This window comes from Salipiger bermudensis (assembly GCF_017309175.1).
Classification (GTDB): Bacteria; Pseudomonadota; Alphaproteobacteria; order Rhodobacterales; family Rhodobacteraceae; genus Salipiger; species Salipiger bermudensis.
In genome coordinates this window covers 1-19,343 of record NZ_JAEKJV010000011.1, presented here as the reverse complement: position 1 = coordinate 19,343, position 19,343 = coordinate 1, and the positions used below count along the sequence as shown (strand labels likewise).

The 19,343-nt window shown below is 67.9% G+C and carries 16 protein-coding genes and 1 tRNA gene; 11 read left to right on the top strand and 6 right to left on the bottom strand.

Annotated features, from left to right (window positions below):
- Window positions 1-205 precede the first annotated feature (205 nt).
- From JF542_RS15300 to JF542_RS15290, 3 genes are all read left to right on the top strand, one after another.
- Window positions 206-1,585: a WecB/TagA/CpsF family glycosyltransferase gene (locus tag JF542_RS15300; RefSeq protein WP_207076460.1), complete on the top strand. Its 1,380-nt coding sequence runs from the start codon at window positions 206-208 to the stop codon at window positions 1,583-1,585.
- Window positions 1,586-1,719: 134 nt separating this feature from the next.
- Window positions 1,720-2,238, top strand: a complete 519-nt coding sequence (locus JF542_RS15295; RefSeq protein WP_207076459.1) for a putative pterin-binding protein — start codon at window positions 1,720-1,722, stop codon at window positions 2,236-2,238.
- Between the two features lie 113 nt (window positions 2,239-2,351).
- Entirely contained in the window at window positions 2,352-4,769 is a 2,418-nt protein-coding gene (locus tag JF542_RS15290; protein WP_340689161.1) for an ATP-binding protein, read from the top strand.
- Between the two features lie 12 nt (window positions 4,770-4,781).
- Here JF542_RS15290 and JF542_RS15285 read toward each other — a convergent pair whose 3' ends face one another.
- Window positions 4,782-5,999 (bottom strand): polysaccharide biosynthesis/export family protein, encoded by a 1,218-nt coding sequence (locus JF542_RS15285; RefSeq protein WP_207076458.1) that lies wholly within the window; start codon window positions 5,997-5,999, stop codon window positions 4,782-4,784.
- A 214-nt stretch (window positions 6,000-6,213) separates the two neighbouring features.
- On the opposite strand from JF542_RS15285, the gene JF542_RS15280 reads away from it, so the two are divergent.
- The 4 genes from JF542_RS15280 to JF542_RS15265 are packed head-to-tail and all read left to right on the top strand — an operon-like array spanning window position 6,214 to window position 10,397.
- A complete protein-coding gene (locus JF542_RS15280; protein ID WP_207076563.1) occupies window positions 6,214-7,431 on the top strand; it encodes an oligosaccharide flippase family protein in 1,218 nt (405 codons plus the stop codon).
- A 4-nt stretch (window positions 7,432-7,435) separates the two neighbouring features.
- Window positions 7,436-8,359, top strand: coding sequence for a glycosyltransferase family 2 protein (locus JF542_RS15275; RefSeq protein ID WP_207076457.1), 924 nt, complete (start codon window positions 7,436-7,438; stop codon window positions 8,357-8,359).
- A gap of 11 nt (window positions 8,360-8,370) precedes the next feature.
- Entirely contained in the window at window positions 8,371-9,357 is a 987-nt protein-coding gene (locus JF542_RS15270; RefSeq protein WP_207076456.1) for a glycosyltransferase family 2 protein, read from the top strand.
- A 29-nt stretch (window positions 9,358-9,386) separates the two neighbouring features.
- Window positions 9,387-10,397, top strand: a complete 1,011-nt coding sequence (locus JF542_RS15265) for a glycosyltransferase (protein WP_207076455.1) — start codon at window positions 9,387-9,389, stop codon at window positions 10,395-10,397.
- Between the two features lie 750 nt (window positions 10,398-11,147).
- Here JF542_RS15265 and JF542_RS15260 read toward each other — a convergent pair.
- The 5 genes from JF542_RS15260 to JF542_RS15240 all read right to left on the bottom strand — a co-directional run bounded on the left by JF542_RS15260 (window position 11,148) and on the right by JF542_RS15240 (window position 16,016).
- Complete coding sequence (locus tag JF542_RS15260; protein ID WP_007795849.1) at window positions 11,148-11,318, bottom strand: hypothetical protein; 171 nt, start codon at window positions 11,316-11,318, stop codon at window positions 11,148-11,150.
- Between the two features lie 713 nt (window positions 11,319-12,031).
- Window positions 12,032-12,107 (bottom strand) — tRNA-Thr (locus JF542_RS15255).
- A 45-nt stretch (window positions 12,108-12,152) separates the two neighbouring features.
- Window positions 12,153-13,688 carry a heme biosynthesis protein HemY gene (locus tag JF542_RS15250; protein WP_207076454.1) on the bottom strand — a complete coding sequence of 512 codons (1,536 nt, stop codon included), beginning with the start codon at window positions 13,686-13,688 and terminating at the stop codon, window positions 12,153-12,155.
- Between the two features lie 10 nt (window positions 13,689-13,698).
- A complete protein-coding gene (locus JF542_RS15245; RefSeq protein WP_340689160.1) occupies window positions 13,699-15,222 on the bottom strand; it encodes a COG4223 family protein in 1,524 nt (507 codons plus the stop codon).
- 47 nt (window positions 15,223-15,269) lie between these two features.
- A complete protein-coding gene (locus tag JF542_RS15240; RefSeq protein ID WP_207076453.1) occupies window positions 15,270-16,016 on the bottom strand; it encodes a uroporphyrinogen-III synthase in 747 nt (248 codons plus the stop codon).
- Window positions 16,017-16,088: 72 nt separating this feature from the next.
- On the opposite strand from JF542_RS15240, the gene tsaD reads away from it, so the two are divergent.
- The 4 genes from tsaD to JF542_RS15220 are packed head-to-tail and all read left to right on the top strand — an operon-like array spanning window position 16,089 to window position 18,817.
- Window positions 16,089-17,168: a tRNA (adenosine(37)-N6)-threonylcarbamoyltransferase complex transferase subunit TsaD gene (tsaD, locus tag JF542_RS15235; RefSeq protein ID WP_207076452.1), complete on the top strand. Its 1,080-nt coding sequence runs from the start codon at window positions 16,089-16,091 to the stop codon at window positions 17,166-17,168.
- Window positions 17,165-18,127 (top strand): NAD(P)H-dependent glycerol-3-phosphate dehydrogenase, encoded by a 963-nt coding sequence (locus tag JF542_RS15230; protein WP_207076450.1) that lies wholly within the window; start codon window positions 17,165-17,167, stop codon window positions 18,125-18,127. The genes tsaD and JF542_RS15230 overlap by 4 nt, the downstream gene beginning before the upstream one ends.
- 1 nt (window position 18,128) lies before the next feature.
- Complete coding sequence (locus JF542_RS15225) at window positions 18,129-18,401, top strand: YciI family protein (RefSeq protein ID WP_207076449.1); 273 nt, start codon at window positions 18,129-18,131, stop codon at window positions 18,399-18,401.
- The gene (locus tag JF542_RS15220; RefSeq protein WP_207076448.1) at window positions 18,398-18,817 is read left to right on the top strand and encodes an EVE domain-containing protein; all 420 of its coding nucleotides are present in this window, start codon (window positions 18,398-18,400) and stop codon (window positions 18,815-18,817) included. Before JF542_RS15225 ends, JF542_RS15220 begins: the two co-directional genes overlap by 4 nt.
- Window positions 18,818-19,343 lie beyond the last annotated feature (526 nt).

Sequence of the window (19,343 nt, the reverse complement as noted above, 5' to 3'; positions counted from 1 at the left end):
CCCACAGGTATAGGCCGCTCTCGCAAACGCCCGCATAGAGCGTCTATCCCGCTGGATAGGAGGCGGGGATGAACGCGCCCGTGACGCTGCGTCCGGCGAGGATGCGCACCGTCCGCGCCACCGGACTCACCGGCTGGGAAATTGAGGTTAACGCTGTCTTCAGGCGATCCAGGAGGGGCCACTCAGCCAGGAGGAGACCCCCACCATGAAGATGATGCCCCCCGCCGCATTCGCCCGTTCACTTGCCGCCACCCCCGCCTTGAACACCAAGCGCGTGCTTGGCCTGCCGGTGGTCGACGCCACCACCGATGGCTGCGTCGAAGCCCTGCTGGGCGGCGCGGCGCGCACGGTCTTCTTCCTCAACGCGCATTGCGCCAACATCCGCGCCCGTGATCCGCACTATGCCGCGGCGCTGGCCCGCGCCGGCGCCGTGCTGCCCGATGGCATCGGCATCGAGCTCGCCGCCCGCATGACCGGCACGGAGCTGACCGAGAACCTCAACGGCACCGACTTCACCCCGGCGCTGCTGCGCGCCGCGGCCCGGCGCGGCCTCTCGGTCTTCCTGTTCGGCGCCAAGCCCGGCACCGCCGAGGCCGCCGCCCGCAAGCTCGCCACCACGATCCCCGGCCTGCGCATCGCCGGCACCCGCGACGGCTTTGGCGGCGCCGCCAACAGCGCCGAGGCGATCCGCGAGATCAACGCCTCGGGAGCCGACATCTTGCTCGTTGCCATGGGCGTGCCACAGCAGGAGCTGTGGATCGACAACCACCTGCCAGACCTCGCACCCGGGCTGGTGCTTGGCGTCGGGGCACTGTTCGACTTCCTCGCCGGGACCGTGCAGCGCGCGCCCGCGCCGGTGCGCAAGGCGCGCCTGGAATGGGCCTGGCGGCTGGCGATGGAGCCGCGCCGCATGGCCGGGCGCTACCTCGTCGGCAACGCGACCTTCATGGCGCGGGCCGCGCGGCACGCGCTGCGCCTTGCCGGCCCCGAGGCCATCGGCAAGCGGCTGCTGGATTTCGCGGGCAGCCTCGTCCTCACCTTGATCATGGCGCCGCTGCTGCTTCTGGTGGCTGCACTGATCCGGGCCGACAGCCGCGGGCCGGTGCTGTTCCGCCAGACCCGCGTCGGTCGCAACGGCAAACCCTTCACCATCTTCAAGTTCCGCACCATGCACACCGACGCCGCCGAGCGTCTGGCCGAGCTGCGCGCCAGCTCGGACCGCGAGGGCATCTGCTTCAAGTCGCGCAGCGATCCCCGCGTGACCCGCGTCGGCCGCCTTCTGCGTCGCTACTCGATCGACGAGCTGCCGCAGGTCTTCAACGTGCTCTTCGGCCACATGTCTCTGGTCGGTCCACGCCCGGCCCTGCCCACCGAGGTCGCCGCCTACCCCGCCCACGCGCTCGAGCGGCTCGATGCACGCCCCGGCATCACCGGCCTCTGGCAGGTCTCGGGCCGCGCCGATATCGGCTTCGACAAGATGGTGGACATGGACATCGCCTATGTGCGCTCGCGTAGCCTCCTGCTCGACCTGATTCTGCTGGGTTTGACCGCACAGGCCGTATTCTCGGGACGCGGCGCGTATTGAGCGAAGTTCCGCTAATATCTGGGAAAAAGGCGTCAGACCTATCCTTTCGGATAGGGTCACTGTCCTGATCCCCGCATGAAAAAAGCCCTGTCCGATGGCAGGATTCACAGAACGTCTGAATCAAGGTTGGTGCCATGTACACTCTTACGGAACGTTTTACCCGGGTCGCAGCTCTTCTGCTGCTTCTCCTCGGTGCCACCTCTGTCGCCGCGGGTGAACTCGAAGAACCGACCGGCCCCGTTCTTCTGACGATCAGCGGCGACATCGAGAACACCAATGGCGACGGCACCGCGGCGTTCGACCTCGACATGCTGCGCGCCCTCGGCGCCACCGACGTCACCACCGAGACGATCTGGACCCCTGGCACCATTACCTTCACCGGTGTGGAACTGAAGACCCTGCTCGATCATGTCGGCGCCACCGGGTCCGAGATCGATGCCACAGCGATCAACGACTACACCGTCGTGATCCCGGTCAGCGATGCCGTCGAAGAAGGTCCGATCGTGGCCTATGAAATGGATGGCAAGCTGATGTCGCGCCGCGACAAGGGTCCGCTGTGGCTGATTTACCCGTACTCGTCGAATGCCGAGTACCGGACCGAAGTGATCTACTCACGGAGCATCTGGCAACTCGACCGTGTGGCGATAAGGTAGGGGGCCACTCAACCCATACCCTTGGAGGCTGAATGACGCTAGCAACCGGTTTCCGGCGCACCGGGCGAGCCGTATTATCGGTCCTCGCCCTTTTGTGCTTGCTGGCCATCGCCGTGCTCGTGAGAGAGGTCGTCAAGGAGCTGAAGTTCCTCAGCTCGGCCAGCTCCGACAATGTTCACTGGACGCTGTCGCAGGCCGAAGTCGAATTCCTCGAGTTCCGCAACGCCGTGAACTGGGCCCGCACCGCACCCGAGACGCCCCTGAGCAGTGTCATCGTCGAGTTCGACGTGTTCTACAGCCGCACCTCGACCCTGGCCAACGGCTCGCTCTACTCCTCGCTGCGCGAAGACCCGGCCTTCGATGCCCCCCTGACCGAGGTGCGCGACCGGCTCAACGCGATGATCCCGCTGATCGACGGCCCGCGGGACGAGCTGCGCGCCAATCTCGATGACCTGGCCGCGCAGGCCGACGAGATGCGCGTCCTCGTGCGCAAGATCGCCACCACCGGCCTGCAACACTTCGCCCTCGAATCCGACGAGCTGCGCACCTCGGTCGCGGTGACGCTGCTGCGGCTTGCGGTGCTCACGGGCCTACTGCTGCTCGCCCTGGCGGCGCTGCTGATGCACGCGCGCCGCACCGCCCAGCAGACCGAGAAGCGCGGCAAGGAACTGGCCATCGCCTATGCCCGCCTGAACACCATCCTCAACACCTCGCTCGACGCAGTGGTGGTGACCGACACAACGGGCCGGATCCAGAACTTCAACCCGGCGGCGGAGCGGATCTTCGACTGCCGCCTGAAGGATGTGCGTGGCAAGCGGGTCGGCGATATCATCGTCCCCGAGCACCTGCGCGACGCGCATGAGGCCGGCATGGCCCGCTTTGCCGCCGATGGCGAGCATCGGGTGATCGGCCAGGGCCGGGTCAAGCTCGAGGCAATGCGCTCCAACGGCGAGACCTTCCCGGTCGAACTTGCGATCGAGACCGCCCATGCCGGTGACGAGCAGCTCATGGTGGCCTTCCTGCGCGACATCTCGCACCGCTTGGCGGCCGAGAACGAACTGGTGCAGGCCCGCGACAAGGCGCTGGCCGGAGAGCAGGCCAAGGCCGAGTTCCTCGCCATGATGACGCACGAGATCCGCACGCCGCTGAACGGCATCCTCGGCAACCTGTCGCTGATGGAAGACACCAAGCTCAGCAGTGACCAGTCGCGGTACATGCGCAACATGAAGATCTCGGGCGAGCTCCTGATGCGGCACGTGGATGCGGTGCTCGACGTGGCGCGCTTCGAATCCGGGGCCGACAAGGCGCAGGAGGATGTCACCCACCTGGGTCACCTGTTCCAGGACATCGTGGATTCGCAAACCAGCGCCGCCCATGCCCACGGCAACGCCCTGCAATGGGGCTGGGTCGGCACACCCGAGGAGTGGGTCGAGGTCGACAGCTCGCGCCTGCAGCAGATCCTGCTCAACCTCGTGGGCAACGCCATCAAGTTCACCCGCGAAGGCCGCATCAGCATCGAGGCCGAGGTGATCGAGGAGGGCGAGCCTGCCAAGATCGAGATCCGGGTCAGCGACACCGGCAGCGGCATCGCCGAAGGCGATCTGGCGCGGATTTTCGAGGATTTCCAGACCGTCTCGCACCAGGTCAGCGACAGCGTCGGCGGCACCGGGCTTGGCCTCGGCATCGTGCGCCGCTTCGTGCAGGCCATGGATGGCGTGATCGGCGTCGAGAGCACCCTTGGCGAGGGCAGCACCTTCTGGCTGCGCATCCCGGTCCTGCCGGTCGAGCGCCCCGTCGAAGACAGCGGCGCCGGCCCCGAGAGCGAGGCGCCCAGCGATCTCGAGATCCTGCTGGTCGAGGACAACGACATCAACATGCAGCTGGCCTACGAGGTGCTGGTCGGCATGGGCCACCACGTCACCGAAGCCCGCAACGGCCAGGAGGCGGTGGACATCACGGCCAAGCGCCCGTTCGACCTGATCCTCATGGACATCCGGATGCCGGTAATGGACGGCCTCACCGCGACCAAGATGATCCGCGAGGGCGACGGGCCGAACTGGAACGCCCCGATCGTGGCCTTCTCGGCCAACGTCCTGCCCGAGGCCAAGGACCGCTTTGCCGCCGCGGGCATGTCGGATTTCCTTGGCAAGCCGCTGCAACGCACCGAACTCGCCCAGATCATCGTTCGCTTCTGCGCCGGTCGGGACCGCCGGGTGAAGCTGGACGGCGCAACGCCCCTCTTGGTGGAACAGAAGGAGAGCCCGATGGAAAAGCTGCGCAACCGCTACATGTCCGAGACCAGCTCGCTCTTCGAATGGCTGGCTGGCCTGCCCGAGGACACCCATGCCATCGCCGACCGCGCCCACCAGATCGCCGGCAGCGCCGCCGCCTTCGGGCAACCCGGCGTGCGCGAGGCGCTGCTGCTGGTCGAACAGGCCGCCGAGGCCGGGGACCGCGAGGATCTCGTGGTCGCGATCAGCGAGGCGCAGGCGGCGTGGAAGGCGGCCCCGGAGCCCAGCCTCGTCGGCTAGGCCCTTACGGCGTCAGGGCAGCACCGCCTTGGCGACACCCACCGCCAGCAGTGCCTGCGTCAGGTTGGTGACGCTGCTGTCGTAACAGGCGATGCCGTCGCCGGGCAGCAAGTAGGGGTCGTAATCGTCGCGGTCCGGGCGACGCAGCTGGTTCTCGATGCTGCGCTCGATCACCGTCGAGACCTGCGTGGTCGGGTCGCGGGTGACAAGGATCGCCGAGCGATGCGCGCTGGTGGTGCGGGTGCCGCCGACGCAGTTTGTGTCGATCACCGCCTGCATCATGCGCGTCCCGTAGGGCACCTGACGCACCTCGCGGCCGATGGCAGAGGGCGCGTTGCCGGTGGCGGGCACCGTAAGGTTCGACAGGAACATCGACACACCCGGCGGCGAGATCGGGCTCGGGCGCATCAGGTCTTCCTGGAAGCACTGGCGCGACGGCACGATCACTTCGTCGCCGGTGATCAGCATCACGTCCACCGCGTTGCGCCCTTCGAACACACCGCGCATGTCCAGAACGTAGCGCTGTCCGCCACGATAAAGCTCGACGGCCGAGATATCCGCATCCGGACGGATGCCGCCCGCGGCGCGGATCGCGGCCGAGAGGTTGCGTCCTTCGGTCGAGGCGCCCAGCGCGGTCTGTCGCGCGATGTCGAGATCATCGCCCGAGACCCGGCCGATCTCGGCCGCGTGGGGCTCGAACACCGCCCCCGAGACCGCCACCGACACACCGGCGAAATCCGCCACACGGACCGAGACGCGCGGCGCCTCGTCATAGAACTCGTCATTGAGCAGCGCGTTGATCAGGTCGGCCTCGATCTGGGCGGTGGTGCGCCCCTCAGCGCGGACCGGCGGCAGGAAGGGCAGCTTCAACGTGCCATCGCGCGACACCACGTAATTGCCGACGAACGTCTCGTCATCGGCGACCCGGATGTCGACCAGATCGTTGCGCGACAGCCGCTCGCCGCGCAGCGCGTGATGCGCCAGCCCGCCGGTCTTGCCATCGCCGCTCGCGACACCACCCGCCAGCGGCTTGCAGCGCGCGGCGTTCAGCCGCTCGGACTGCAGTATCGGGGTCTCGGCGAAACTCAGCGGCGGGTCGCGATACTGCGCCTGGTAGCCGCCGCCATCGTCGATTGGCCCGAGGTTCTTCGGCGACGGCGCAGGGCCGCAGCCGGCGACGAGGCCGACGCCCAGAAAAAGGCCTAAGGTTTTGCGGCTTGCGCTCGACATGCAACCCTCACGTGATCTGCTTTTTCTTCTTATCTGTCGCCAGCATGACAGAAAATTCGCTCATGTGCAGTGCCTACCTATCCTCAAGGGTAGGATTACTCTCTCATGAGTTGCTTGGCTCTCCCGCCGAGCGCAGGACAGCACCGGGCCTGCAATTTATGGTTACTCCAACATCAAGGAGAACCTGACCGTGTCCCGCACCGCAACCCCACTGATGAGCCACCTGCTCGCTTATGGCGCCTCCGAAGTCGCCACCAAGCTGTCGCGGCTGGGGGTCGTCATTGCGGTTGCCCGCACCCTCGACGCCACCGAGATCGGCGTCGCGGCAGCGGCGCTGGCCACCGGGGACCTGCTGAAATCACTCACGGAGAACGGTGTCGGGCAACGCATCATCGCCGCGTCCGACACCGAGCTTGCCGCGACCTGCAACCGCGCCCACGGCCTGAACTGGGCATGGTGCCTCGGCCTCTTCTCCGTGCAGAGCGCCATCGCCGCCGGCGTCTGGGCGCTCACCGGCAACGTGCCGCTGGCGCTGATGATTCTCGTGCTTGCCGGCGAATATCCCTTCATGCCCGGCGGGCTGGTGCAGACCGGCCTCGCGCTGCGCGCCGGCAAACTCAAGCAGACCGCCGCAATTGCCGGCGGCCAGGCGGTGATGGCGAACCTGCTCTCGGTGCTGCTGGCGCTGGTCTGGCCGAGCGCGCTGGCGCTGGTGCTGCCGCGGCTGCTGACCGCGCCGTTCTGGCTCGTCTCGATGCGCGCCCTGCACCCGTGGAAAGCCGACAAAGCCGCCGGCAAGGCGCCGATCCGGCCCTTCCTGTCCTTCGGCTGGGCGGTGCTCGGGGTCGAGATCGTAAAGGCGGCGCGGATGCAGGCCGACAAGCTGATCGTCGGCGCCCTGCTCGGCCCGGCCGCGCTCGGCATGTATTTCATGGCCTTCAACGCCGGCCTCAGCCTCGCCACCTCGTTCTCGACCGCCTTCGCCGCAGTGCTTTTCCCGCACCTGTGCGGCAGCAGCGACCGCTCTGCCGCGCTGCGCCAAGGGCTTGGCGTGTCGCTCGGCCTCGTAGGCCCGGCGGTGGTGCTGCAGGCGCTGCTCGCACCGTGGTACGTGCCGCTGCTCCTTGGCTCCGACTGGGCTGATCTCAGCGGGGTGGTTTCGGTTCTCTGCCTCGCCGCGATCCCGACCATGCTCTGGACCGCCGCCGCCGGCTGGATGCGCGCCGAAGGCCGGCCCCAGCAGGAACTGCTCGCCACCGTCCTCCTCACCGCCGCGCTGATGGCCAACATCGCCCTCACCGCCCCCCACGGCCTCGAGACCATCGCGTGGGGCTACCTCGTCACCGCCAGCCTGACGATGATGATCGTCTCCCTGCCGGCGCTTCGGTTCGCCTTCGGACCGGTCCTCGTGAAGTCTTTCGTGAAAGTGTAAGCCCATGTCCCTGATCACTATCGTCATCCCGGCCTACAACGCAGCCAAGACCCTGCCCGCCACGGTTCAGAGCCTGACCCGTCAGACCTGGGTCGACTGGCAGGCGATCATCGTCGAGGACGGCTCGCAGGACGACACCTTTGCCGTGGCACAGGCGCTGGCCGAAGACGAGCCCCGCCTCACCGTGGTCCGCAACCCGGGCAAGGGCCCGAGCGATGCGCGCAATCACGGCGCCATCGACCTCGCTCGTGGCGCGTTCATCGCCTTCTGCGATGCCGACGACATCTGGCTGCCGGGCAAGCTGTCCTCGGTCGTGACCTCGCTGCTGATGGGCGAAGCCGACGCCGTGTTCGGCCGCATCGGTTTTTTCGAGAGCGACCCGGCGCAGGTCGGAGCCCGCTCGACCGTGCCCGAGGGCCGCGTCACCGTGCCGATGCTGATGGGCGAGAACCCGGTCTGCACCATGTCGAACCTCACCGTCCGCACCGACGTCTTCCGCAAGCTCGGCGGCTTCCGCGCCGACATGGTGCACAACGAGGATCTCGAGTGGCTGATCCGTCTCGTCGGCAGCAGCCACGAGCTCTGCGGCCTGCACGAGGATCACATCCGCTACCGCACCAGCAGCGGAGGCCTGTCCTCGGACCTTGCCGCCATGCTCCGGGGCCGCGAGCAGGCGATGGAGACCGCGCGCCGCTTCGGTTTCAGCCCGGATGACCGCGCCGAGGCCATCCACCTGCGCTACCTCGCCCGCCGCGCGCTGCGGGTCGGCTGCGAGCCGCGCCTCGCCCTGCGCCTCGCGCTCTCGGGCCTGCGCCGCGACGCGCGTGCCTTCCTGTTCCCGCTGCATCGCGGGGCCGCCACCGCGCTTGCCGCGATGCTCGCCCCGGCGCTTCCCGCGCCGCTGCGCCACACCCTGTTCTCGAAATAAGGAGCCGCCCGATGTCTTATGCTTCCATCGTCGTCCCCGCGTTCAATGCCGCAGCCACCCTGCCCGAGACGCTGAACGCGCTCTCGGCCCAGAGCTTCGGCGATTTCGAGATCATCGTCGTCGATGACGGCTCCACCGATGGCACCGCCGCGGTCGCAGAGGCCCATGCCAAGGGCGACCGCCGGGTGCGCATCGTGCAGCAGAACAACCGTGGCCTGGCCGGCGCGCGCAACACCGGCATCGCCCATGCCCGCGGCGCGCTGATCGGGTTCTGCGACTCCGACGACCGCTGGATGCCCGACAAGCTCGACGCCCACGTGCTGCACCTTGCCACCTCGCCGCATGTCGGCCTGAGCTATGCCGGCTCGGCCTTCATCGACGAAAACGGCCGCCGCACCGGCCACGCCATGCGCCCGCGGCTGAGCAATGTGAGCACCGCGCATGTGTTCAAGCGCAACCCGGTGGGCAACGGCTCGGTGCCGGTGTTCCGCCGCGAGGCGCTCGAGGCGATCTCGTGGCGCCCCGCCAGCGAGACCAAGCGCGACTGGGTCTTCGACGAGACCTTCCGCCAGTCCGAGGATATCGAGTGCTGGCTGCGCTTCGCGCTGACCACCGACTGGAGCATGGAGGGGGTGCCCGGCCTGCTCACCGAGTACCGCATCAACGCCACCGGCCTCTCGGCCCGCACCGATGCGCAGCTCGCCGCGTGGGAGCGCATGGTGACGAAGCTGCGCCCCTCCGACCCGGCCTTCTTCGCGCGCCACGAGGCGGCGGCCCGCGCCTACCAGCTGCGCTACCTCGCCCGCCGCGCGGTCAGCAGCAACGACGGCGAGGCCGCCTGCGACCTGGTCACTCGCGCCTTCGCCGAATCCCGCGCGCCGCTCTACGAAGAGCCGCTGCGCAGCCTGACCACCCTCGCCGCCGCCCGGCTCTGCGCCCGCTACGGCGACGCCCCGATGCGGTTCGCCCGCAATGTCCTGACCGCCGGCCGGTCGTGATCCTTCGTTTGCCAAAGGAGAGTTTCGTGATGTCCAAGCTTCCCCACATCGTTCACCTGGTCGACGACACCACCCCCGGCGGCGTCATGCGGGTGCTGGATCACATCTATGGCTCGCCGCTGATGGCGCAGGCCGCGCATCATGAGATCCGGGCCGTGCCGCGCAACAAGGGCATCCCCGCGGTGCAGGCCGACATGATCGTCTCGCATCTTTCGATCAGCTGGCGGCGGCTGCCGGCGCTGGTGTCGCTGCGCGCCCGCCATGCCCACCTGCCGCTGGTGCATGTCGAGCACAGCTACACCGAGGCTTTCACCGCGCTCAACGTGCCCTCGAAGCTGCGCTTCTTCACCCTTCTGCGCAACGCCTACGCACTGTTCGACACCGTGGTGGCGGTCAGCCACGCACAGGGCGACTGGCTCACCGCGCGCCGGCTGGTGCAGCCCCAGGCGCTGCGGGTCATCCCCTCTGCGGTCGATCTGCGCAGCTTCCGCGCCCTGCCCGCGCCGCGCCCCGGCGGGCGCACCATCGGTGCCATCGGGCGGCTTGACCGGCAGAAGGGCTTCGACGTGCTGATCCGCGCCGTGACCGAGATCCGCGACGCATCGCTGCGGCTCGAGATCTTTGGCACCGGTGCCGAGGAAGAGAGCTTGCGTGCCCTCGCCAAAGGGGACGAGCGCATCACGTTCCACGGTCACGCGATCTCGCCCGAGGCGGCGATGCGCGCCGTCGATCTTGTGGCCATGCCCTCGCGCTGGGAGGCTTACGGGCTGGTGGCGCTCGAGGCCCGGGCCGCAGGCCGCAGGCTGGTGGTCGCCGATGTCGACGGGCTGCGCGACAGCGCCGGACCAGAGGCCCGCTTCGTGCGCGGCCACGGCATCGCGAGCTGGAGCAACGCGCTCTCGCTCGCCCTGCGCTCTGGCGCGAATGCCGCCGACCAGAGCCGCGCCTCAGGTGCCGCGGCGGAATTCGCTGCGGCTTGGAACAACCTTGTCTCCGAGCGGTTGGGTCCGTCCGTCACAGGTCTGCGCGAAGCGGGCTGAGCTCGTCGCAAGGAAATGCGCGGCGCCCCAAGATGTTCGGGGCCCGCATAAGAGGTTTGGTAAGTGTTTTTCGGGATGTGCGGTAACCAGTGACCTTTTCCGTGCGGTCACGAGTGTATCGGGGAGTGCGGTGAAGAGTGGCCCGGTCAGGAAGGGGCGCCCCGTGTGTTTGGGGCAAAGTCCGATCTGGGTGAGGTGTTTGTGTCTGTTCGCGTAGCGAGTGGGTAAGTGGTCACGGCCCTGTTGGCCGTCGAGTACCAGTGTTGACGGTATGAGTTTTGTCGCTGTCACGAGTGTCGGTCTGTACGACCGGTCCGTCTTTCTGCTTGAGCCGGGCTTGGCGGGGGTCTTCTGCGGCCCCCGCCGCTGGCTTGCAGGAGGGCATCGCGCGTAGGATCCCCGTGGCCCGAAGGCCATGCAAAAATCTCAATGCTGCCTTGCAGAAAGAGATATTGTTCTGCAATGCAGCGTCGCTTATTTGTATACCAACAACGCCGACAAGGTGTTCAAAAGTTTCCTGGGGTTCTCTCCTCCTCCCTGAACCCCGGAAATCAGCGGCGGCCCTCTCTCCTCCTCCCTGAGGGTCGCCGCGCTCCTCCCCCACGAATTCTTCGATACATGCCCAAAGGCACCTGACCGCTCTTCAGCGCGTCGAGATCCTGATGTTGCGGGAGTGGTGTCTGGCCTCGGGCTCAGACAGGACCGAGGGCGAGCCATCGCCGCCCAGGGTCGTTTTTCCGGTTGAGCAGATCAGAGCGCGTCGGCGCGCTCCCGGCGCTCGCGCTGGGCCGAGACCGCCTCGAGCAGCAGTTCCGGGTCTTCGTTGTCGGCACAGACGCTGCGCGCGATATCGAAATCAGACATGCCGCGCTTGAGCAGGGTTTCTACGGCGTTGGCCTGTTCGCGATTGAAAAATGTCATGTGATCCTCTCCCTAAGGACTGCTGAACATGCAGGAAGACGTGGGCAGACGGGCTGTCCAGTGAATGGGCCTTCCTGTGTGGCAACCCGTCCGAGCAGTGACGGGCCTTCGTATTAGCATGAAACGGTAGCGCAACCAAGGCTTCGATACCCCGAGACGTGTTTCCAAGAGGTTTACACGCCTGTCGGATGATTTCCCGCGCTGCTCGTGCGAGGCTCGTTTGCCGTGAACACCGATGAAAAGATGTGCAGCGGATATGCCAATTGGTCGCATGTCGCGGGTTAACGACGACGTCACGGTTGCGATCCACGGCAGGGTGCTTACTTCGGTAGAAGACGCCCGGTCGCCCCAAATCCTCCCCAGGGGCGACCGGTACACGACTGGATGGCCCTTCTCCCTTTCAGCGCCATCCGTCTGTCGGTCGGTCCGCCTCCTCCTCCCGGCGGGCCGACCTCCGATATCTCCGTGGGACGCACGACACATCACGAAGGGCGCAAAGTCCAGAAGATTCTCCGCTACACCGCGGCATCCGGTCGCAATCCCCGAGAATCAATGACTTCGGAGATTCCAGCACACCCCAAGGTTGCAAAATTCCGCGATCTCTCGAATCACCCGAGACGCAAAACGTCGCGCTTCGCCGGGTGTGGCGAATCGCTCTGCGCCAATCGGCTGCGCTTGATCGCCTGCGGAACAGGTGGGGTCTGAAGGGGACCTGGTGCCGGTGATAGGACTCGAACCTACGACCCCATCATTACGAATGACGTGCTCTACCAGCTGAGCTACACCGGCACTGGTGGGCGGCCTCTTAGCACCGGGGCCGCCCGGGGGGAAGGGCTATTTTGCGCCTTCCTTTTCAGGCTCGTCAGAGACTTCCTCGGCATCCTCGACCGTCTCCTCGGCGGCGGTCTTGCCCTCCTCGGTCGGAGGATTGGGCGTGAGGATCTCGGGGGCGTCTTCGGCCTCAGCCTCGGCGCTCTCGTCCTTGGACGTGTCCTCGAGCGCACCGACGATCATCGGCAGCATCTCGGCGCCCGCCGGGGCCGCGTCGGATTGCGGCGGCGTGGTCCAGCTCAGCGTGTCGAAGCCACCGCAGTTCTCGCAGACAGGCACCCACTCGCCGTGGATATGGTGGCAGCTGTCGCAGACCCATTGCGGGCCGCGCGGCGCCACCAGAGCCTTGGCGAGCCAGCCACGCACCTCAGTCTCGGGGGCGCCCTCGCCGCGCGCGATGGCCGCCATCACGGTCAGCGTGCGGGCATCGGGCTCCTTGTCGACGAGATCGCCCATGGCGCGGCGCGCTTCAGGGAAATCCTCGGCCGCAAGCGCCAGTTCGGCACGCAGCAGGCGCGTCTCGCGGTGATCCGGGCGGATCGAGGTGATCGTGCGGAAGCGCTTCATGCGCTCCGCCGGGGTCTCGTCGGGCGCGATCTCCGCGAAGGCGGCGGCGAGGTCCGGATGCGGCTGCACGCTCCACGTCTTCTTGAGGATGCGCACGGCCTTCTTCTGCTCCCCGCGCGCGATGTAGGCGCGGGCCGCCATGCAGGCCCCGGGGATCAGGTCCGGCGAGCCCTTGGCCGAGGCGATGGCCGCCTCGCGGGCCTCGATCGGCTTGTCCTCGGCGAAGATGTCCTTGGCCTCGGACAGCGCCAGAACCGCGTCGCGGCGACGGTAGACGTCACGCGGCAGCGAGCCGTGCTTGAGCTTGGCCGACAGCGTCTGGCGCGCCCCGCGCCAGTCGTGCTTCTGGGCCTGAAGCTGCAGAAGGGTGTCCTGGATCTCGGGGTGCTTGGGCTTCAACGCAAAGGCACGCTCGGCCAGCTTGAGCGCCGTCTCCGTGTCGCCCTTGGCAAGCTTCAGCTTCATCATCCCGCGGATGCCGACAAAGCGGGTCTCGTCGTTGGTGATGAGCTTCTTGTAGACCTCTTCCGCCTTGCGCGTGTCGCCGGTCATCTCGGCGGCCTGCGCGGTCAGCAGGTTGGTGAGGCCGGGACGGTGCAGGTAGCGGTCGGCCTTCTGGGCCTTGGCCATCGCCAGCTTGCCCTCGCCGGAGCTCAGCGCCAGCATGCCTTCCGACAGCGCCTGGTAGCCCTTGCGCTCGCGGTTGCGGTCGAAATAGCGCGACAGCGCCGTGTCGTCGCCGTTGATGAACTTGAGCACCGCGATGAGCAGCGAGACCAGCTTGAACACCACGTAAAGCGCGATGACCAGCACGATGACGGCAATCACCGACTGCAGCGGCCCGAGGTTGAACTCGTAGCCGCCGGCGGTGATCTGGATGCCGCCCTGGCTTTCCATCACGTAGCCGGCGCCAAGGGTCAGGGCCGCCACGACGGCGACGAAGAGAATGATCTTCAGAAGTGACCAGAGCATTGTGCGACCCTTATTCCTTGTTCAGTTCCTGAGCCAGACCGTCGGCGGCAGACACCGCCGCGACCCGGGTCTGTGCCCGAGCCATCCAGTCCGACAGCGGTGCCTTGGCCTCGTCCGGCAGGGCCTCGAGCTCGGTCAGAGCCTGTTGCAGATCGCCGTCCCGCAGTGCGGCCTCGGCCCGCGACAGGATCGCATCCGGCGCATCGCCCGAGCGCGGCGTCACCGACCGTGCGCCGATCTGATCGGCGAGGAAGGTGGCAAAGCGCTGGGTGCCGGTCTCGGCGTCGCTCTCGAGGCGTCGCGCCTCGGACAGCGCCTCACGCGCCGCCGGCGGGTAATCCTCGGTGAGCGCGGCCAGCGTCGGAACGCCGTCGCCCGCCGGTCCGGACAGCTCGGAGGACACCGAAACGCCGTTGGCCTCGATGGTGTTGACCTGTTCGGCATAGGGCTCGCCGGCGCTCAGCGCGGCATAGACCTCGGAGAGCGCGGCGCGGGCCTTGGACAGCGCCGCCTGCTCCTCGGCGTTCGATTCCGCCTCGAGCGCCTGCTGGGTCATTTCCTCGACCTCGAGCCGCTGCTGGGCGATGGCGTCGCGCAGCAGGTTCAGCTCGTTCTCGTAGGCGGCCATGGCCTCGGGCGAGACCGACTCTTCCACCGGGCGCCGTTCGATCGCGTCGATGCGGCCGGCAAGCGCGTCGTAGGAGCCGGACGCGGCGTCGAGATCGGCGCGAAGCGCCTCGACCGCGCTTTCGAGCCCCGAAAGGTCGATGCCGTTGGCGGCGTCCGTCGCGGTTTGCACTTCGGCGGCCAGCGCGTCGATGCGTGCGGCCTGCTCGCCCAGTGCGGTGGTGGTGTCTTCGCGGAAGCTGTCGGGTTCGGCAGCGGTCTCGAAGGGCCAGGTGCCGGACTGGTAGGACGAGGCGCCGTAGCCCAGCGCCGCGGCGATCACCCCACCCAGCAGCATCGGCATGAACCCGCCCTTGCGCTCGACCACGGTCTCGTGGGTCGCAAGCTCTGGGGCCGGTGCCGCGGAGGCCCTTGACGCCGCGCGGGAACTGGCAAGCCGTTCATGTACCGAGGCCGGGTCCGACTCGCGGGCATCGCTATCCGAGCTCTGCTCCTCCGCCGCGAGCATCTCGGCCTCGCCGGCCGAATGGATCTGGTCATCGCCTTCGAGCGTATCGTCCCCGACGCTGTCCTCGCCGGAAGCCAGCGTGTCGTCATCCGCGAGGCTGTCGTCCCCCGCTGCGCTCAGGCTGTCGTCATCCACGAGGCTGTCATCGCCCGCTTCGCTCAGGCTGTCGTCATCCGTGAGGCTGTCATCGCCGGAAGCCGCGACGGTTTCGCCGGCCTCGCGATCCTCGATCTCGCCGGTCGGCGTATCGTCGCCGGCCTCACTCGAGGTGATCTCGGCGTCGTCCTCTTCGGTCACGACCGCGTCCGAGGTTGTCTCCGGGGTCAGTTCCGTCTCGGGCGTCTTCGCCTCGTCTGCCTGTTCCTCGGCGCCATCCACTGGCTTTTTTTCGTCGGCCACGCTCCACCCTTTCAAAAATCTTGCTTCGGCACGGTACTCGCGCCTGTCTAACCTTTCACAGACCCGCGAGGTTTCACAAGCGCCCCGAAGTCCGTCAACAAACCAATCACCGCCCGCCGCATGCCTATGGCGTCGGGCTGTGCCAGAATCTCCAGTCGAGTCACATATAGCGCCTCCAGCGCCGCGGCCACATCTCTGCTCATCGCTGCGACGATAAGCGGCGCGCCGCCGCGGGCGCCACCGGCAAATTGGGCCGCGCTTCGCGGAGAGAAAAGCGGAACGATCACAGGGGCATCGCCCTGAAGCGCCGCTTTTGCCCCGGCGTTCAATTCCTGTGCAGGCTGGTCGTAGATCACCGCCTCGCGGGCGCTGAGCCCCGCCCCACGCAGACGCTCGGCCACGGCCCCCCGGGCATGTGTTCCGCGGAAATGCACCAGCGGCACCCCCGGTGCCTCCTTGATGATCAATCCGACCAAAGCGGCGGCATCACCACCGGCGCTCTTCGGTGCGAATCCCGCCTTGCGTGCGGCTTCGGCGGTGGCATCGCCCACCGTGAAGCAGAGCGGCAGCACCGGGCCGCCAAGTTTTTCATAGGCCCGAACCCCGTTGGCCGAGGTGAAGATCGCCCCGCCAACGCCCTCGAGATCCGGCAGCGGCCCGGTCACCTCAATGCCGATCAGCGGGCTGACGATGGTCCGGAACCCGCTCAGCCCCGCGTCTTCGAGCGCCGTCAGGAACTGCCGCGAGGCCGCCTTCGGGCGGGTCAGCAGCAGGATGGGCTCGGGCGGGGGCATAGGCGCTCCGGCATTGTGGGGCGGATGAGCAGGTGGTAGCTGCAAGGGGACGACAATGCAACGGACCCGCCGATGCCCGAGCCGATCATCCTAGGACTGGAAAGCAGTTGCGATGACACCGCCGCCGCCGTGCTGCGCGGGCGCGAGATCATGTCCTCCGTGGTGATGGGCCAGACCGAGCTGCACGCGGCCTTCGGCGGCGTGGTGCCCGAGATCGCCGCCCGCGCCCATGCCGAGAAGCTCGACCTTGCCGTCGAGCAGGCGCTGGCCGAGGCAGACCTGCCGCTCTCCGAAATCGACGCCATCGCGGTGACCGCCGGGCCGGGTCTGATCGGCGGCGTTCTTTCTGGCGTGATGCTGGCCAAGGGGCTGGCGACCGGGCTCGGCAAGCCGCTGGTGGGGGTCAATCACCTTGCCGGCCACGCGCTGACGCCGCGGCTCACCGACGGGCTGGCCTATCCCTACCTGATGCTTCTGGTCTCGGGCGGGCATTGCCAGTTCCTGATCGTGCGCGGACCCGAGGACTTCACCCGCCTCGGCGGCACCATCGACGACGCGCCGGGCGAGGCCTTCGACAAGACCGCCCGCCTGCTCGGGCTGCCGCAGCCTGGCGGCCCCTCGGTCGAGACCGCCGCGCGCGACGCGGACGAGACCCGCTTCAAATTCCCGCGCCCGCTGCTCGACCGCGAGGGCTGCGACCTGAGCTTCTCCGGCCTCAAGACCGCGCTGCTGCGGATGCGTGACAAGCTGGTCGAGGCGCAGGGCGGGCTGCACGAGGCCGACCGCGACGATCTCTGCGCCGGGTTCCAGGCCGCGGTGCGCGACGTGCTGGCGGAAAAGACCCGCCGGGCGCTGGCGCTCTACCTGGCAGAGGCCCCCGCGGTCCCGGCCTTCGCCATCGCCGGCGGCGTCGCCGCCAACGGGGCCATTCGTGGCGCGCTCGAGTCGCTTTGCGCCGAGCGCGGCGTTGCATTCACCGCCCCGCCGCTGCGGCTCTGCACCGACAATGCGGCGATGATCGCCTATGCCGGGGGCGAGCTTCTGGCCGAGGGTGAGACCTCCGACATGGCGCTCTCGGCCCGCCCGCGCTGGCCGCTCGACCGGGCCGCCGCGCCGCTGCTGGGCTCCGGCAAGAAGGGGGCCAAGGCATGAGCATCGCGGTCCTCGGCGCCGGCGCCTTCGGCACCGCCCTCGCCCTCAGCCTCGCCCGCGAGGGCCACGAGATCTGCATCTGGGCCCGCGACGCCGCCACCGTCGAGGCGATCAACAGCGACCGCCGCGCGCCCCGGCTGCCCGGTATCCCACTGCCCGAGGCGATCTCTGCCAGCACCGATATCGCGACCGTTGCCCGGGCCGGGACCCTGCTGCTCGCCGTGCCGATGCAGTCGCTCCATGCCGTGCTGACCCGGATCGAGAGCCCGCTGGCCGCGCAGCGGCTGGTGGCCTGCTGCAAGGGCGTCGACCTGCAAGAGCTCACCGGCCCCACCGGCGTCATCGCCCATGCCAAGCCGCAGGCGATTCCGGCGATCCTCACCGGGCCGAGCTTCGCCGACGACATCGCCCGCAACCTGCCCACCGCGCTGACGCTGGCCTGCCGCGACGAAGCCGCCGGGACCGCGCTGCAACAGCAGCTCTCCACCGGCGCATTGCGGCTCTATCGCACCACCGACACCAGCGGCGCCGAGCTTGGCGGGGCGCTGAAGAACGTCATCGCCATCGCCTGCGGCGCCTGCATCGGCGAAGGGCTGGGCGACAGCGCCCGCGCCGCTCTGATGACCCGGGGCTTCGCCGAGATGACCCGCCTTGCCGCCAGGCTGGGCGCAAAGCCCGAGACCCTTTCCGGCCTGTCCGGACTTGGCGATCTGGCGCTGACCTGCACCTCCGAGCTGTCGCGCAACTACCGCTTCGGCCTGTCGCTCGGGAAGCACGAGCGCTTCGATCCCAGCCTCACCGTCGAGGGCGTGAAGACCGCCGAGGCGGTGACCCGGCTCGCCGCCAAGCTCGGGATCGAGCTGCCGATCTGCGCCATGGTGCACGAGGTCGGCGGCGGCGGCACCAGCGTCTCCGAGGCCATCACCTACCTGCTCAACCGACCACTGAAGGAAGAATGACATGCTGATCGCCCTCATCGCCAAGGACAAGACCGGCGCGCTCCAGACCCGCAAGGACAACCGCGACGCCCATCTCGCCTATATCGACTCGACCGGCGTGGTGGCGCAGGCCGGGCCGCTGCTCGATGAGGCCGGAGAAATGGCGGGCAGTCTGGTGATCCTCGACGTGACCGACATGAGCGCGGCGCAGGACTGGGCCGCCAACGACCCCTACGCCAAGGCCGGCCTGTTCGAGAGCGTCGAGCTCGTGGCGTGGAAGAAGGTGATCGGATGAGCTACTGGCTGTTCAAGTCCGAGCCCTCGACCTGGTCCTGGCAGGACCAGGTCACCAAGGGCGATGCGGGCGAGGAATGGGACGGCGTGCGCAACTATCAGGCCCGCAACTTCATGCGCCAGATGGCGGTGGGCGACCGGGGCTTCTTTTACCATTCCCAGAAGGAGAAGGCCGTGGTCGGCACCGTCGAGGTGATCGCTGCCGCCCATCCAGACAGCAGCACCGATGATCCCCGCTGGGAGTGCGTCGACATCAAGGCGGTGCAGGCCGCCAAGACCCCGGTGACGCTGGAGCAGATCAAGCAGGAGCCGGCGCTCTCGGAGATGGCGCTGGTGAAAAGCGCGCGCCTGTCGGTGCAGCCGGTGACCGAGGCCGAATGGCGGCTGGTCTGCGAGATGGCCGGTCTCGATCCCTAGGCAGATCGCCCGTGCGCTGGCGCTGCCACGACAGCAGGGCAATCGCGCCGGAGACACGCGCTTCGGCGCGATTGCCCGACGCTGATCGACAGCGGTTGCACGGCATTCGGCGGTTCGGTGATCGGGCTGGTGCTGGCGCTGTTCCGAGGTGACCGCGCGGGCAGTTCGACGCAGGCCATTCCGATAAGGGTCATGCGACGCGGGGCCCGGGCTGGCCGGGCCCCGCTCTCACCCCTTGGCTGCTCCCACGCAGCGCACGGTTCGATGTGGATCCGGCCATTCTGGCCACTCCCTGTATACCTGACCACCGCGCCCGCGACAAAACGGATCTGCTTAAAATGCCGAGCATCACGCCCGCTGCCCGGCACCGGCGATAGTGCCCCATAGCGTGGTGTAGGAATCCGCGGGCGTCGCCACATGCGACGCTGGCGGTCACCGTCGATCTTCGGAGAAGGTTCGGGTTGCGACACCTGAAACCTGAGACGGAGATGACGATGACCGACGACAGAATGGCTCTGATGGAGCT